The 15,841-nt window shown below is 38.3% G+C and carries 13 protein-coding genes; 7 read left to right on the forward strand and 6 right to left on the reverse strand.

All coding sequences use genetic code 11. The annotated features are described in order from the left end of the window. Positions 1–286: 286 nt before the first annotated feature. Together BW951_RS03035 and BW951_RS03040 are read left to right on the forward strand one after the other, a co-directional pair. Entirely contained in the window at positions 287–1,480 is a 1,194-nt protein-coding gene (locus tag BW951_RS03035; protein ID WP_076390433.1) for an MFS transporter, read from the forward strand. Between the two features lie 241 nt (positions 1,481–1,721). Next, the gene (locus BW951_RS03040; protein ID WP_076390434.1) at positions 1,722–2,138 is read left to right on the forward strand and encodes a hypothetical protein; all 417 of its coding nucleotides are present in this window, start codon (positions 1,722–1,724) and stop codon (positions 2,136–2,138) included. A gap of 52 nt (positions 2,139–2,190) precedes the next feature. Here BW951_RS03040 and BW951_RS03045 read toward each other — a convergent pair whose 3' ends face one another. From BW951_RS03045 to BW951_RS03070, 6 genes are all read right to left on the reverse strand, one after another. Further along, entirely contained in the window at positions 2,191–3,915 is a 1,725-nt protein-coding gene (locus BW951_RS03045) for an SNIPE associated domain-containing protein (protein ID WP_084196345.1), read from the reverse strand. A gap of 143 nt (positions 3,916–4,058) precedes the next feature. Further along, a complete protein-coding gene (locus BW951_RS03050; RefSeq protein WP_076390435.1) occupies positions 4,059–4,475 on the reverse strand; it encodes a hypothetical protein in 417 nt (138 codons plus the stop codon). A gap of 12 nt (positions 4,476–4,487) precedes the next feature. After that, positions 4,488–5,198 carry a glycohydrolase toxin TNT-related protein gene (locus tag BW951_RS03055; RefSeq protein ID WP_076390436.1) on the reverse strand — a complete coding sequence of 237 codons (711 nt, stop codon included), beginning with the start codon at positions 5,196–5,198 and terminating at the stop codon, positions 4,488–4,490. A 103-nt stretch (positions 5,199–5,301) separates the two neighbouring features. Beyond that, positions 5,302–6,405 carry a lysine-epsilon-oxidase maturase LodB gene (gene lodB, locus BW951_RS03060; protein WP_076390437.1) on the reverse strand — a complete coding sequence of 368 codons (1,104 nt, stop codon included), beginning with the start codon at positions 6,403–6,405 and terminating at the stop codon, positions 5,302–5,304. Between the two features lies 1 nt (position 6,406). Next, positions 6,407–8,449 (reverse strand): CTQ-dependent lysine 6-oxidase LodA, encoded by a 2,043-nt coding sequence (gene lodA / locus BW951_RS03065; protein WP_076390438.1) that lies wholly within the window; start codon positions 8,447–8,449, stop codon positions 6,407–6,409. Positions 8,450–8,734: 285 nt separating this feature from the next. Further along, complete coding sequence (locus BW951_RS03070; protein WP_076390439.1) at positions 8,735–9,535, reverse strand: Cof-type HAD-IIB family hydrolase; 801 nt, start codon at positions 9,533–9,535, stop codon at positions 8,735–8,737. A 300-nt stretch (positions 9,536–9,835) separates the two neighbouring features. On the opposite strand from BW951_RS03070, the gene BW951_RS03075 reads away from it, so the two are divergent. From BW951_RS03075 to BW951_RS03095, 5 genes are all read left to right on the forward strand, one after another. Beyond that, positions 9,836–10,279, forward strand: coding sequence for a hypothetical protein (locus BW951_RS03075; RefSeq protein ID WP_059137296.1), 444 nt, complete (start codon positions 9,836–9,838; stop codon positions 10,277–10,279). Next, positions 10,276–12,339, forward strand: coding sequence for a GMC oxidoreductase (locus BW951_RS03080; protein WP_076390440.1), 2,064 nt, complete (start codon positions 10,276–10,278; stop codon positions 12,337–12,339). Before BW951_RS03075 ends, BW951_RS03080 begins: the two co-directional genes overlap by 4 nt. 5 nt (positions 12,340–12,344) lie before the next feature. Then, positions 12,345–13,835 (forward strand): ferritin-like domain-containing protein, encoded by a 1,491-nt coding sequence (locus tag BW951_RS03085; protein ID WP_076390441.1) that lies wholly within the window; start codon positions 12,345–12,347, stop codon positions 13,833–13,835. A gap of 68 nt (positions 13,836–13,903) precedes the next feature. Then, on the forward strand, positions 13,904–14,710 hold the full coding sequence (locus tag BW951_RS03090; protein ID WP_076390442.1) for a hypothetical protein: 807 nt from the start codon (positions 13,904–13,906) through the stop codon (positions 14,708–14,710). Positions 14,711–14,750: 40 nt separating this feature from the next. After that, positions 14,751–15,788, forward strand: a complete 1,038-nt coding sequence (locus BW951_RS03095; protein ID WP_076390443.1) for a heme-binding protein — start codon at positions 14,751–14,753, stop codon at positions 15,786–15,788. The last annotated feature ends 53 nt before the right edge of the window (positions 15,789–15,841 follow it).

Raw genomic sequence — 15,841 nt, forward strand, 5'->3', positions numbered from 1 at the left:
ATGGTAATTTAATCTAAAATTCAAACAAAATCAATTAAAAATTGAATATCCTTTATCAGTCATCATGCTTGATTTTAATGTAAAGCAGCACGTTTTTTTTTAATGCTAAAAGCTTTTTAAGTTCGCAAATGCGTTTGACTCAGTAAAGAAACCTATTTTTTTACATTTCTGATAATTTGCGCTCAATCTCATTAAAAAACGAACGTTTTAAAGATTTAAAAAATTTCATCAAATTAGCAGATGAAAATAACTTCATAATTTTTTTGCTTGATTTTTTAAGCCCATCATGAATATTTCAGAAAAAGCAGACAGGAAAAGCAGACGGTTTTACTACATCAAACTGTGTATATTTTTATCGGGACTTTCGGTATTTGCACAGCTTTATCTTTTTCAGCCGTTATTACCAATGGTTGCGGAAAATTTCCATACGACGGTTGGAGACAGCTCTCTGTTGGTTTCTTCTTCAACGATCGGAATGGCTTTGGGGCTTTTCTTTTTTGCATTCCGCGCAGACAGTTTTTCGCGAAAGAAACTGATGGTTTTTTCTCTGATTGTATCGGCAATTTTAACCATCATTTCAACATGGATTCCGAGTTTAACGCTCCTTATCATTATTGGAATGGTAAAAGGTTTTGTAATTTCCGGTGTTTCTTCGGTGGCTCTGGCTTATCTTACGGAGGAAGTTGAAATCTCTGTGATGGCTTTGGCAATCAGTATGTATCTCAGCGGAAACACCATCGGAGGCATGAGCGGAAGGATTTTGGCAACTCTTCTCGCAGGAGAATTCGGATGGAGAAATGCTGTTTTAATGATCGGGATTCAAAGTCTGATTTTGGGACTGGTGTTTTGGAAGCTTTTTCCGAATTCAATTTTTTTTAAGCCTCAGAAAACAGATTATCACCTGAAAATGAAGCAGATGAAAAGGCTGATCCGTGATTCTTATATGTTGCGTTTGTATTTCATTGCCGCTTTATTAATGGGAACGTTTGTAAGCGTCTATAATTATATGACTTTCCGTTTAGAATCTGAACCGTTTTCTTTAAGTCATGTTTTTATTGCTTTTATTTTCCTGATGTATACTTTCGGAGTTTTAGGAACCATGATAACCAGCAGATTGTCTGCAAGATTTGAAAAGAAATACATTCTGAAGGGTTCGATTTTCTTTTTATTAACCGGACTTGTTCTTCTTTTTTCTGAAAACATTTATATCGTTGTTTTCGGACTGGGATTGTTTACTTTATGCTTTTTTGCTGCCCATACCATGGCAAGCCAGATGACGGCGCTGCATGCGAAAGAAGGAAAATCTTCCGCAACTTCCATCTACTGGCTTTTCTATTATTTCGGATCGAGTTTTCTGGGAAGCGGAACCGGATACCTGCTCCACTCTACCTCATGGAATGTTTTTATTGGTGTATTAATTTCAGTCATTATGATCGCATTCGCATTAACTATTGAACATAAATCTCTGAAAACTGAATAATTAAATTTTTCGATTTAACATAATATACCACACAAGTACCACAAATTTAACTTTCTGAAATATTGTTAAAATTTTCAATTTAATTTAAATAAATGATTATCAATTATTTACAATAAAAATGAAAATCATTCTTAACAATAGTTTAATTATTATTCCAAACATAAGGCATAGTATTTGCAAAACTTCTTACACAAGGCATTCACTAACCTTAGAATAATAACATAAACACCCACAAAATATTATGAACGTTGCAGATTTAAAAATTAAAAATCTAGTGGAATATAAAAATCAGATTTATACGATTACTGAAATATTCCAGAATGATGAAAAAGATTATTTTGTACAGATTGAAAATGATTTTCACAGTTTTTCTGTTCCGGCAAAATCAATCAAACCCATTCAGATTACTGAAGAATGGCTGGAAAAATTCGGATTTTCAAGAACTTACAGCTCTGAACAGCGTATTCGTTATGAAAGACCGGAAACCTTCATTAAATATGATTTTGATCTGAGTTCCAGAAAAATTGTAGAAGGATTGAAAATCTACGGAAATTCTATCAAATGTAAGTACATCCATGAATTTCAGAATATTTTTTCTTGTCTTTTCGGCAAAGAACCCACTTCCATAAGTTATGGACTGATGCACACCGAATCTTAATAATATATACTTTCATTAAAAACCACAACTTTCGGGTTGTGGTTTTATCTTTTTATTCCTCTTCCAGTACTTCTTCCAAAGCTACAGGATCTGCTTCTTCCTGATATTGCTCCCACTCTTTTTCGAGCTGCTTATTGGTTTTCATTTCCTCTTCAAGTTTTAATGTTTCGCGATATTGTCTGGCTTCTGCGGTAAGAGTCCATTTGCAGATAATTCCGGTATCTTCCAGATAATTTTTAATATCGTTAATTCCAAGTCTGAAAAATTCTTTCCGCGGATTGATTTTATTAAGCTGATTCTTTAAAAACTTTTTGTGAAGCTGTCTTTCCAAAGCCGGAGCATCATCGGAATAAATCATCGCATGAATATCAAATTCAAACGGCACACTTGCATCGCCAAGCTCACGAACACGATCCAGCGGTTCCAAACGTCTTGTCATCCCGATTTTATAAACATCCTCTCCAAATGATCCTACATTTGAAATAATATAAACATTTCCGGAACGCGTTTGCTGTGCCATCGAAATTGCTCTTTGATTTTTTTCTTCCGCAACCATTAATTTACCCTGAAGTTCCTCGAGTTTCTGCTGGAAAATAAGTCTCTGCTCTTCATTGGCTTTTGCGACCTGAGATTCGGCTTTTTCGATAAGTCTTTTTAGTGTTAATTCTTCTTTTTCGGCATCTTTTATGGCTTTTTCGTATTCTCTTCTTGCTTTTTCTTCCTCCCTCATCTGTTCCCTGATCTGTCTTTGCTCTTCCTGTTCCTGCCATTTCAGCTCCTGAGCAATAACTGCCCATTTCAGCTCTTCAAGACGGGCTTCATGATATTCTACCGAAATTCTGGCTTTTCTGAATGCTTCTCCGTTAAAATTAACCAACTGAAAAGCATCATCTATTTTCTGTTTAAGAATTCCGTAATTATCTTTTTTCACTGAATTTAAAATGGTTTCAACTTTTCCGTTGTAAGCATCGATTACAAAGTCTATGGCGATATTTCTTCTGAATTCATCCATATATTCGCAGATTCCGGCTTGTCGGCTTGTAATCATCAGTCGATTATTCTGGCGAAGCTTTTTAAGATTTTCTCCTGCTTCTTTGTGGCTGAATTCTTCGGCAAGATCATCCAGCAAAGTGTAAGAAGGTACGATATATTCGTTTCCGTAACCTTTTATTACATTTTTCATTGCTTTTATTCTGTCGGCAATTTCATTGGCTTCCCGTAAACTTCTGTAAGCATCACCTCCAATGGCAAGTGCCTTGTCTTCAGCATTATCGATAATTCTTTTGGATTCTCTTACTGCATTCTCATACAATAATTCAACTTCTCTGGTTCTTTTTTCTACAAGTTCCTTTGCCATTCTTTTCGACTCTTTCGCCTGAAGCTGCGCGTTATCCAGTTCCGCCTGTGCTCTTTCTTTTAATTTTAAACTGTCCCTTTCTGCTCTTTTCAGAAGATATTCACATTCTACCTGAACGTTAATAATATCCTGATATTTGCTTAAAGCATCGTTTTGATTCTTTAGCTGAAGATTCTTTTCATCCACCGAACGTTTTTCAATCTGCAGATTAGAAAAATCGGCTCTTAATCTCTGGATTTTGTCCTGCAAAGATTTTTTATCCGAATTCAGATTTGAAATCTCAGTTCTTAGCTGATTGATTTCTTTCTTAAGATTTACAATTTGAGCTTCTTTCTCGGAAGCCTGTTTTTTATTTTTACCTGATTTGCTGAATGCAACAATCAGCAGAACCGCTAAAATAATGATGATTAAAATTTCCATATAATTAAATCAATTTTTGATTATCAGATGGAGCAATAATACATCTTTAGAATGGCTGTTGCTTACGGTTTTCCATAATTCCATAAAAAAGTTCGGCTTCAAATCTTCGATTTGAAGCCGAAACACACCATCTAAAAAAAATATTATGCCTCCGCATATTCCCATATTCCGGAAACAGAAAGTATTTCCAGTCCCGGTTGTTTTTCACCATAACTGAAAATTCCGATATATTTTGTAGCGCAGGATTCGCAGTCTGTCCCGAAGTACAAAGTCGGTAAGTCATTAAATGTAAATTCTCCGACATGAATCATATTCTTTTGTGTCTCTTTTATCATTGAATTATTAAGTAAATTATTGATAGATAGAATTTTATTTTCATGATAGAGTTGAAAAACCGGAAACCCTGATTCGTAAGGAGTAATTTTCACCAGATTTTCATGAGTACAGTTACAGCAGATGAATTTCAGTTCCGCAGACGGACTGATTTCATCATTGATAAACGTATTTTTCGAAACAACTGCTTTCTTTACGATCTGTATTTTCTTCGTTATTGCGTACATTTTCAGTTAAATTTATTGAATCACCATTCCAACCGCTGAAGGATAATTTCCGCTCGGACTTTTCTTTATCGTTATCTTAATATAACCTTCCTGAGCAAGCTTATTCCATGTTTTTGTATATCCGGTTGAAGGATCCAGAGGAATTTTCCACATCGTCTGTTTCCCTTTTCCAACCTGCCCGAACCACGGAATAATGTCTGCCGATTGTCCCTTGAAAGGTAGCAAATTATTCAAAACTTCTATTTCGTAATAAAAATCGTAGGTATTTTCCGGTTTATTAAGTGCGCGTTGAGAGAATGTGTAAACGTAGCCATTGATGATCGGGCTTGTAAAATTCCCTCCCAAAGTCGGCGCTCCGGTTCCGCTGTATGTTCCGATTGCCCCGCTGTAACGGTCGTATTTTTGTCCGGCGGTGAAATCTGTATTATCTACAATATTATAGCCTCCATTTGCCGGCGGCCAACCTCCGTTCAGATTATTAACTTTAAAAACAGATTCCAGTTCGCTCCATTTTCCCTGCTTGTATAAATCGTAAATCTGATTTCTTAAGGTCTGGTTTACTGTATTCGAAGGATCGTAAGTAGCGGCGAGTTCATCTGCATTTTTATAAAACACCGTGGTTACTTCACTGGGTGCATTTTCATCTTCAATAGTTGAAGAACTGCACGCTACGGAAAACAGGACAACCGACAGAAACGAAATGTAATTGAGTAGTTTTTTCATATATTTCAATAATTATTAATTTTAAAAATGTAAAAGCAAAAAACAGCCTCACAGATCTTTATGAGGCTGTCCATTACTAATTTAATTTCATATCCCAACCTCTTTAAATTCTTTTTTTCCAAAACACAGAATCCCTCCAGCGCTGTTCTTTCTGATAAAAAAATGTCTTTGTTTTGAGATAGTTATGATAAATGCTATTAATGTTTTCCTGATAACTTAAAAAAGTATTGTCGTGTCCGGAATCTGCATCAATAATCGCTTTTGCGGCATGACAGGCAGAACTTATGGCAAACCCAATCCCCATTGATGAAATAGGATCAAATGAAGCCGCTGCATCTCCCACTGCCAGAAAATTTTTGCTTGAACTGATGTCTGCAATCTGCGAAAATGCATTTTTCACCCAGGGTTTTCCTTCGGAAGCAGCCTTCGATATTTTATGCTGAATATGTTTTGTCTTTGATAATAACCGGCTCCAGTTTTCAGTATTTTCGAGCTTTTTTTCTTTAATAATCTGTGCGTCGGAAAAGAAAGTAAGCGTCATTTTCTGATTCGGCAGAGAAGCACAGTACCACCAACCATCTTCAATAGATTCTATAATAATATTCTGTTCAATCGTCTGAGATTCATCAAAATAAAAAAATCTTCCGATCGCAGCAAGTTCGTCATACCGTTGTGACTGAACTCCTATTTTCCGGCATACACTTCCCATTCTTCCGGTCGCGTCAATCAGATAATCTGCTTTTATGGTGAAATTTCCTTTGGTTTCATGTTTTACATCTACCGTCCAGTGATGGTTTTCATCCTGATCAAAAGACAGACATTTCGTTCTCGGAAAAATAATTCCTCCTTTTTCAGAAACATTTTTCAGAAGCAGATAATCGAATTCCTCCCGGTTCAGCTGAAAACTTTCGGTTTCGGTATTAAAGATAGAATCACGAACCATCAGTCTTTCGCTTCCCCAAGCTGCCGTACTGCTGTGTCCCTGAATAAAATTATTCTGATCGAAAGCTGTTTTTTCGATTCCCATATAGCTGAGAAGATCAAAAATGCTTGAGTTCACCTGTTCCCCGATTTTTACAGATTCCAGATTGGTTTCTTCTACAATAACTACTTTCAGGTCAGAATATTTAAGCAGACTTAAAGCGGCGGAAGTCCCAGCTGGACCTCCACCGACAATTAATACATTAGTTTCTAACAAGTTTTGCATTTTATCTTCTGTTTCGCGTTCCTGAGCGAGGCAACGGCATACGGTCTGCTGCAACAGCAATTTCTTTAAATCCAACTTCTTCCAGATGCTCCATCATCAGTCTGCCTTTCTCGCTTCTTTCGGTAACCACCTGCGGTTTCTTTTCGATGTAGAAAACAGGAATTGTAGTCTCATCATCTTCTTCATTTCCGCTGATCTGGCTTACAGGAACATTGTCATACGTAAATATTTCGTTATTTCTTTCAGTTTCCACAAAGAATGGGAACCCTGCGCTGTGAGAATTTTTATCCCTGATAAATCCTAGCGCGTACCAGTACTGAACCATCTGTGTAAAACTGTTGATTCCACGCGCGTAGTTCATCTGCTGTCCTGCAGGAACATTGGTCGCCGACTGACCTTCAGCCGTAAATTCGCCAACCAGAACATCCCACGGACTTTGAGGCGGCCACCAGTAAGAATAATACGTCGGAGGAAGCGGCGCTGCCGGAGAACCTGCTTTATTCACAGACGGATCTGTAAAGTTGATTAGCTGAATCGTACACTGGAAGAAATCTGCCTGCCAAGGACAAGCCATTCTTTTGGTAAGATCTCCCGGTTCGCAGCCTCCGCCTTCGCACTCATCACGAGACGGCGTTAAACCCTGCGCTGCATATTGCTGCTCGTTTCCGTATTGTAAAATTCTATAAGGATTTGCATAAATAATAGGATTCTGCAAATTCCAGGTTACTTCAATTCCCGGACACATCGGAAGTCCTACACAATTTCCTACACTTGCTGCATCCATAGCATTTACAGGATATTGTTCGTAATTCGGATCGCTTACAAAATTTCCGTCTGCCCACTGCTGCATCAGGAAAAGCTGTGTTTCATCCAGTGCCATGAATTTCATGATATTAATATTGCTCACCGAGTTGCTTCCTGAATTTAAAGGCATCATCGGGAAAATATCGGTTCCGTTTTCTTTCAGAAGCTGTTCCTGAGGTAAATTAGGAGGAACCGGCGGCTGAGCATCATTTTGTCTGAAATATGAAAAATAATTCTGTCTGTTCTGGCGGTTTGCCTCAGAATTGTCTGTAAAATCAAAAATATTGCTGGTAAAAGCCATCATCGACTGTACATTGGCAACCCATTGATATTTGCTGATTCTGTTGATAATCGGTAAAATATCTCTCTGGAAATTTGCCTGAAAGTTCGGATTATAATTTCCGCCGCTGTACATATCAGGAACCAGATTGAAATTTCTTACCCCGACATCGAACATCGTATCGCTTAAATTTGAAATATTCACAATTTCCGGAGCGAAATCCGGTGATCCGATAATTACCCAAGCTGTAAGTGAAACCGAAGGCGTTCCGTCATTAAAGTTTACCGTACAGTAAACAGGTCCGTCCGAAATATCGTCGTGCCATGTACTGGAACCACCATAACTTGTTAGAGGTAAATTTCCACCCGCATGACCAAAACCTCCCAAAACAACCAGTCTTCCCGAATTATCCGTGAGAAGATCTCCCAACGTAACCACCGGAACTCCGTATAAAACTTTCTGTGGAGGATATTGCGCAGGATAACCCGCAGGAACATTGTTCTGATCGAATCCTATCGAACTTTGTTTACCGGAAATGGTTCTGGGTCCCGGATCTACGATTAAAGTTTGTCTGTCATTCTGCGGCACATCAGGATTTCTGAAAGGAATTCTCTGATTTTCGTAGCTGTTTTCCTGACCGTACAATAGATTTCCCTGAAGCTCGCTGTACTGATACCACGCTGCTTTTTTGTTTGCCAAATGCACCGTCCATTCGATAGAAGCTACATTCGGAGTGTCTAAAGTGATTTCTTCTCCTGTGTCCGAAAGGATTTTAAAAGGCTGTCCCTGTCTTTTGATAAGACCTGCAGCGTCTTTAAAGGAAGTAATCGGACCTAAGGAATTCCCGTTGTTATCGGCATCAAACGGCAGACCACCGATGGTGTCCGGAGACAGGCAGATTTCAGTTGTGCTATTCCCTAATCGGGCAACACCTACTGATGGGTGAATTGATAGATTCATGGTTTAATTATTTAGTTTTCCCTACTCTGTTATTGGCTTTTCGGTTCCGCCTTTTATAAATGGTTGTTCAGTTTTGTTTAAAATATCACTCCTAAAACGAGCAATTATTTCGATGATAAATTTAAAATATTTTTCTCATATATTGGTGAAATTATTATAAATAAATTGAAAACTTTAAATTAACTACAACCATAAACAGTTTAATATTATTAATTAAACGTTTAATAAGCAAAAAAAACCTTCGGATATAAAATCTGAAGGTTTAAATTATTATAAATGAAAGTTTTAATTGATGTTTAAATAGTCTTTAATTACTTTCAGGACTCCAAAATGATCATTAGATCCGGCTTCAAAACTTGCCGCTTTTTTTACCAGAGGATGCGCATTCTGCATCGCATAAGAATATTTTGAATTTTCAAGCATCTGAATATCATTCATATAATCTCCAAAAGCCATGGTCTGCTGTGGAGTAATATCCAAAGCTTTCTGCAGTTTTTCCAGTGCCATTCCTTTATTGATATTCTTGTTCATGATATCCAGCCAATACTGACCGGAAACCACTACCTCCAAATCATATTTTTCAAAAGCTTTTAATACAGGATAAACGTTTAATTCCGAACCACCGGAATGATATACCGCAACTTTAAAAATACTGTCATCAATTTCCTGCGTAAGATCTTCTCTCCGCTCGTTATCTGTATAAAACTGGGAAACATAATCAATAAAATCTTGATTCTCGGTTTCAAAATATGCTTTTTTCTTCCCCGACAAAACTGCCGTTGCTCCGGGAATTGTTCTGATCTCCGCGATAATTTCCGTAATGTATTTTGGATCAAGTTTATCTGCAAAAAGTTCTTCGTTCTTATAAATGACGTACCCGCCATTTTCTGCAATGAAAGCCATTTCATTTTCAATTTCTCCAAAATATTTAGTAATTCCCAACATCTGTCTTCCGCTCGCAGGAACAAATAAAATATTTCTTTTCTTCAGTTCTTCATATATTTTCGGAAATTCCGGACTTACTTCATGGGAAGAATTCAGGAACGTTCCGTCCATATCTGTCACAATCATTTTAATATCATTCATAAAAATATTTTACTGTAATTCTAATTTATAATACAAAGATATTGCTATTGTTTTAAATTACAGGTTCTCAATTTTACGAAATGGTTAACAGAAAATCATATTGATAAATTTCGATTGATAAAATCGTTCATTTTATAACAATCATCAAAACAAAACATTTACTTTTGAAAGATTCTAAATAAATATCATTTATTCTAACTAATGTGAAAAATATATAACTTTATCATCAGAAATTAGATAAACCAATTTACCGGAAAAAAAATTATCTAAAACTAAAACTTTAACCATAAATTCAACGAGATGATTATCAACAAAATCTTCAACGTCGACGATTATTATTACGACGTGTTCATGGCGATTTCAGAATCCCTCACCGGATTTTCCGTGAACGAGCTCCAATCTACAGGCTTAGCCGAGATTTATTACAAGTACATTCTCAACCAGATTGAAACTGCCACTTTTATTGAATTTCTGAATATTTCTAAAAATGTTCTGGAAAATTCGGCAAGTCAGGATCAGCTGAAAATTGCGATCACCGCAGAAATCATTGCCAATCCCGCGACTCAGGAAATTGCCCAGAGTGTAATTACCCTTTGGTACATGGGAACCTGGGAAGGCGCTTACGTAAACGACAGATCTTACAAAGAAGGTCTTGTATGGACGGTAATGCATGCACATCCGCCGGGAGCAAAACAGCCGGGCTTTAAATCTTGGGAAACAAAACCTGTAAACAGCAACTCATGAATCAGACAGAAAAACCTCAGCAAAAGAAAGATGTAATCATCGTAGGAACAGGAATCGCCGGATCTTTGATTGCCAAACTTTTAACAGATCACGTTTTTGATGCCGATGCAAAAAAAATGATCCACCGTTCCGAAACGGACGACTCCAAAACGTATAAAGAACTATCGATTCTGATGTATGAAGCGGGGCTTGAAGCCGGAATAGAACTCGATTCTGCCACTTCAATGGTTACTTACAACGATTACATCCGTAAGTTTTACATAGAAGAAGCCAAAGTTCCGAATTCACCGTATCCGAATCTGAAACAGGCTCCCTCTCCGAATGTTCTGGATATAGAACCGATTGTTCCGCCGTTTCCGGATAAAAAAGGTTATCTGGTACAGTTTGGTCCGATGCCTTTTGCAAGTGATGCCATTCGTGTAGGAGGCGGAACCACACTTCACTGGCTCGGAACTACCCCAAGAATGCTTCCGAACGATTTCAGACTGAAAGAACAATACGGCAGAGCCGTGGACTGGCCGATTGATTATGAGACATTAAAGCCTTATTATGAAATGGCGGAATTTGAGATCGGTGTTTCCGGAAACGTTGCAGCGCAGGAATATCCTATTAAGGAAAGTATGGAAGAATACTACGGTAAAAATTATGTTTTTCCGATGGAAGAAATTCCGCAGAGTTATATGGATCATCAGATTATTAACGGATTGACAGGAACTTCGGTTCAGCTTAACTTTGAAGAATATCCGATAATGCTTGTTCCGTCTCCGCAGGGAAGAAATTCTACCCCGAATATTGCTTACGGAACATCCAAAATAGTGAAAGCTGAAGCTTCTGAATCCGGATATACTTTAACTTTAAAAAATATTGAAAGCGAAGAATACAAAGCTTTAGGAGCAGTATGGAATCCTTATATGGGAGAACGTTGTGAAGGAAATGCATCCTGCGTTCCGATCTGTCCCGTTCAGGCAAAATACAACGCTCTGAAAACGCTGAAAAAAGCTTTATATAAAGTTAATAAAAACCAGAATCTTCAGAGAAATCATAATATTCAGGTTCAGGCACAAAGCGTGGTGTACAAACTGAGTGTAGATGTGGCAGATCAGGAAAAAATCTCTAAAGTTCACATCCGAAGATATATTTCAAGAGAGAAAACAGAGTTTGTAGAAGAGGTTATTGATACGAACGAAACGATCGTTATTCTTGCTGCCAATGCTTTTGAAAACCCGAAAATTCTTTTAAATTCAAAATACACTGTTTTTGAAAACGGACAAAATGTTGAAAAAACCGTTGCCAACAGAAGCGATCAGGTAGGAAGAAACCTGATGGATCATATGGTAATGCTTACTTGGGGATTATTCCCGGATCCTGTTTATTCTTACAGAGGTCCCGGTTCCACAACCAATATTTCGTCTTTCCGTGACGGAAATTTCAGAAGCGAATTTTCTGCTTGGATCTCTCCTCTTGACAACTGGGGATGGAGCTGGCCGGCTTCTTCTCCGGGATCAGACCTTTCAGAGTTTTTAAATGACGGACTTTTTGGAGAAGAACTGAAAGAGGCATTAACGCACAGACTTTCCAGACAGGTGCTTTTCCATTTTGAGATCGAGCAGCTTCCGAATCCGGATAACCGTGTAACGATTAACGACCAATATCTCGATGTATTGGGAATTCCGCGTCCTGTTATTAATTACGGACTTACAGAATACGAAATGAGAGCAATGGAACAGGCAAAATTAGCTTCAGACCAAATGTTTGCAAGACTGGGTATTGAAGATTTCACCAAATACAATGCGACAGACAATAATACTTTTGTATATAATAATGTAAGATATTCTTATAACGGAGCCGGACATATTGTAGGAACCCACAGAATGGGCGACAATCCGGACGATTCTGTAACGAACAGCTATTGCAAATCGTGGGATCATCCGAATCTATACATTGTAGGAGCCGGAAATATGACAACTTTGGGAACTTCCAACCCTACTCTTACTTTATCCGCATTCACCATCCGTTCCGTAGAATCTATTCTGAAAGATCTGGAAAACATATTAAAATAGAAAACATGAGACAAAGACTAATCAATAAAACAGAACCTCAGGAAAACAGCAGCCTTCTAAGAAGTTCTTCAGATAAAAATACCATTGTAGACGAAGCCATTTCTTTACAGTCGTTATTATTCGACAACACAAACAGCAAAGAAAACTGGATTGAAGGAATAAAATACCACAGTAAAAACGTAACCAATCTTTTGCTTAATAACCAGATTGATGCGTTTAATGGGTATCTTAGATCACAATTTGGCGGTGAAGTTCCGGAAATTAATCCGACCGCAGATTTCTCCGGAGAAAAGGCGTTTCAGGTAAAAAAAGGATTAGAGAATCTGGACTATCGCCCGATTTTACAGGATTTGCTTCAGACTGCGATTTTAATCGAGCATTCCACAATTCCTCCGTATTTAACAGCTTTATATTCTATTAAAGACGGAACGAATATTCTTCCTTCACAGATCATCCGAAGTGTAGCGGTTGAAGAAATGCTTCACATGATTATGGTTTGCAACGTGATGAACGCAGTAAGCATTCAGCCTTCGGTAAACAGACCGCAGAATTATCCTAATTACCCGATGAAACTGCCATTGAATGTGGATTTCTACGTAGGTCTGGAGACGTTCTCATCCAACAGTATTGCAACCTTTATTGCTATCGAAAGTCCGAGTAATCCTTTGGTAAAAGCACCGAAATACGATTATGACGCACAACCGGAAGCCATGCTTTCAAGAGGTGCCGTTCAGGAAAATAATTTATGGACCTTGGAAAACATGAAGGATTTCATCATGAAAAATGTTCATACGATTGGAGAATATTATGACGTGGTGTTCTTTTACATTGTGGTGTTCCAGATCATCGCCTATTATAAAGCAAACGGAAAACTACCGCAGACTTTTGAAGAATTAAATAAAGGCGGAATTTTTACCGGAGATCCCGCGAAACAGATCCGTCCGGAACAATACTATGGAAGCGGTGGAAAATTGTATCCTGTTGATGCATTAGAAGGTGTTATTCTTGTTTTTCAGGAAATTAAGGGACAAGGAGAAGGCGCGGATGATTCTATTTTTGATGTAGATCCTTCACAGTTTGAGGAAGGTGCGGAACTGGCTCATTATTTCAGATTTAAGGAAATTTTCCATGAACATTTTTATTTAGGGGGAGATTACAGACCGTTCACCGACGAAAACGGAATGATGCCTGTAACCACTCCACCGGTTGGAAAACCGCTTCCTGTTGACTGGAACGCAGCGTATCCGATGAAACCGAATCCTAAAATATCAGATTATCAATCGAATCCGCAGTTATTTGAACAGGGGAAACAATTTAATATTACGTATAAAAAGTTATTGGATGCGATTCAGGCTGCCGTAGAAGGACATTCTGAAGAACTGGCAAAATCCATCATGTATATGTATGCATTAAAAGAGCAGGCAATCGGATTGATGAGTCAGCCATTGAATTCCCAATACAATGCAGGACCAACTTTTGAGTATCCTGCGAACTAAAAAATGAAAACAAAAAGCCCGTTTTTTATAAATGGGCTTTTCAATAAAATTTTAATAACCAATTTACCATGAGCAATCAATTACCTCCAATTCCGAAAGGATTCGGACTTCCCTTCTATTACGCAACACTTTATAATTTCGAAGTTGCCTTTCTTGTAGACCGCGAAAAAGTTTTAAAATACCTTGAAAATACAGGGCTTACCGCTTCGAATTTTGATGGAAAAGCCATTGTGAGTTTTAATTTTCAAAACTATACAGGACAATTTCCTAACGGAGCAAGCACAACTCAGGAAATAGAATTGAATATTGTCTGCTATCCTGAATCTCAAAAAGATACCGTTGCTTTTGTTACCGCAGAAGAATATCTGAGAGGTGAAGAACAAACGAAATTAATGGGACATAAACGCGTTCATGTTCCCTGCGATGCAGATATGGCGATACAAGCCGGAATAGAACTGTTCGGAGAGCCGAAATTCAAAACAACTTTTACCATCAATATTCCTTCCCTTAACGTTCCGGGACAAAATACATGGACAGTAACCTGCAACGATCCTGAAAACAGCGAAGAAACCATTTTCACCTGTAAAGCAGATGTCGCAGATCTTATTCCTGAAATGTCGGCTTTTTCGCCCATCACAGAATACGGGCAGAATGAAGGAAAACTGATTGGATGCCGTTGGAATATTCTGCAGCCTACCAATTTATATTTCTTAAATGCCGAAGAAAGCAGCAAGCGTGTAAGCATGGAATATGGAAACTCCGAACATCCGATGAAAAAAGATATGGAAATTCTTATTGGAGATACTCCGGCTTTCGCGGTAAGAACCAGCATGTCGGCTCCGGCAGCCATTCAGACAAGAGCATATTATATTTAATTAAACTAAAAACTAAAAATTAACCATAAAACCCATCATTATGAATTTAGAAAGTAAAGTAAGAGGCTTAACTTTGGGAGCACAGGTTCTCCCGTTACACAAAGTTGAATCATCAGATTTGGGAGCTCTGGCTCCTCTTGTCGGCGTTTGGGAAAACATCCAGATTCCGGGAAGTGAGGCTCCTTCGGGCTGGAACACCATTTCCGTACCGGGACAGGATACGGGCTTTGTCTTTGAGGTGATCCCTTACACAGAAACTTTAACCTTTAATCCGGTAGTCGTACAGGCAGGAAACAGAGGTCCTGTTGTAAAAGGACAGCAGGTTGAGCAGCTAATTTTCGGATTATTGTATGAACAGCAGATTGTAAGCGCATGCGAAACGAGCTTCTGTAACGACAGGGGTTTTCCTAAAGGTTCAACCATACACGTAGAAACAGGTTTGTTTTTAAACATTGGGCAACCGAACGGAGGTTATACGATTGCAAGAATGTCTACCATTCCTCACGGAAACTCTTTATTGGCTCTGGGAAGTTCTTTCGATACAGAAAACCCGGGAACAAGCTTTTTTGATCCTGCTTCATCCATTCCTACGATGCTGAACGGAGGACCAATTACTCAACTGGGATATTCGGATCCCATCATTGGAAATCCTCAGTTTGCGGAATTTAATCAGGTAAATCCAAACGCTTTTCTTCAGTCTACTCTGGAAAGTCTGGTGGGTTCTACAGGAGGAGTAACCAACATGACGGTAATCGAGATGTCTACAAGCACTCCGGACGCTAACGGAGGAATTTTAAACATCCCTTTCATCCAGACGAATGTAAATGCGACCAAAATGGATGCTACCTTCTGGATTGAAGATATTACGGACAGTAATGGAAATGCAGATCAGATTCTTCAGTATTCCCAGACCATCAATCTTGTATTTCCGGCGACAGGTTCTGCACAGCCGATTAACTGGCCTCACGTAACGGTTAATACGATGAGAAAAAGACCGGAAACAGAGATGCAGTTCAGAAGCATGGACGAGAATGAAGCATTTGATCCTACGGCAGGACTTACCCCAAGCGAAATTTAAATTTTGTCATTCCATAAAAGAACCTCCGGAGAAATCTGGAGGTTTTATTTTTA

The organism is Chryseobacterium gambrini, from assembly GCF_900156825.1.
Lineage (GTDB): Bacteria > Bacteroidota > Bacteroidia > Flavobacteriales > Weeksellaceae > Chryseobacterium > Chryseobacterium gambrini.

Coding starts and splice junctions, on each gene's coding strand:
- BW951_RS03080 (WP_076390440.1), top strand. CDS start 10,276: ATGAATCAGACAGAAAAACCTCAGCAAAAGAAAGATGTAATCATCGTA.
- lodA (WP_076390438.1), bottom strand. CDS start 8,449: ATGAATCTATCAATTCACCCATCAGTAGGTGTTGCCCGATTAGGGAAT.
- BW951_RS03095 (WP_076390443.1), top strand. CDS start 14,751: ATGAATTTAGAAAGTAAAGTAAGAGGCTTAACTTTGGGAGCACAGGTT.
- BW951_RS03055 (WP_076390436.1), bottom strand. CDS start 5,198: ATGAAAAAACTACTCAATTACATTTCGTTTCTGTCGGTTGTCCTGTTT.
- BW951_RS03075 (WP_059137296.1), top strand. CDS start 9,836: ATGATTATCAACAAAATCTTCAACGTCGACGATTATTATTACGACGTG.
- BW951_RS03070 (WP_076390439.1), bottom strand. CDS start 9,535: ATGAATGATATTAAAATGATTGTGACAGATATGGACGGAACGTTCCTG.
- lodB (WP_076390437.1), bottom strand. CDS start 6,405: ATGCAAAACTTGTTAGAAACTAATGTATTAATTGTCGGTGGAGGTCCA.
- BW951_RS03085 (WP_076390441.1), top strand. CDS start 12,345: ATGAGACAAAGACTAATCAATAAAACAGAACCTCAGGAAAACAGCAGC.
- BW951_RS03045 (WP_084196345.1), bottom strand. CDS start 3,915: ATGGAAATTTTAATCATCATTATTTTAGCGGTTCTGCTGATTGTTGCA.
- BW951_RS03090 (WP_076390442.1), top strand. CDS start 13,904: ATGAGCAATCAATTACCTCCAATTCCGAAAGGATTCGGACTTCCCTTC.
- BW951_RS03040 (WP_076390434.1), top strand. CDS start 1,722: ATGAACGTTGCAGATTTAAAAATTAAAAATCTAGTGGAATATAAAAAT.
- BW951_RS03035 (WP_076390433.1), top strand. CDS start 287: ATGAATATTTCAGAAAAAGCAGACAGGAAAAGCAGACGGTTTTACTAC.
- BW951_RS03050 (WP_076390435.1), bottom strand. CDS start 4,475: ATGTACGCAATAACGAAGAAAATACAGATCGTAAAGAAAGCAGTTGTT.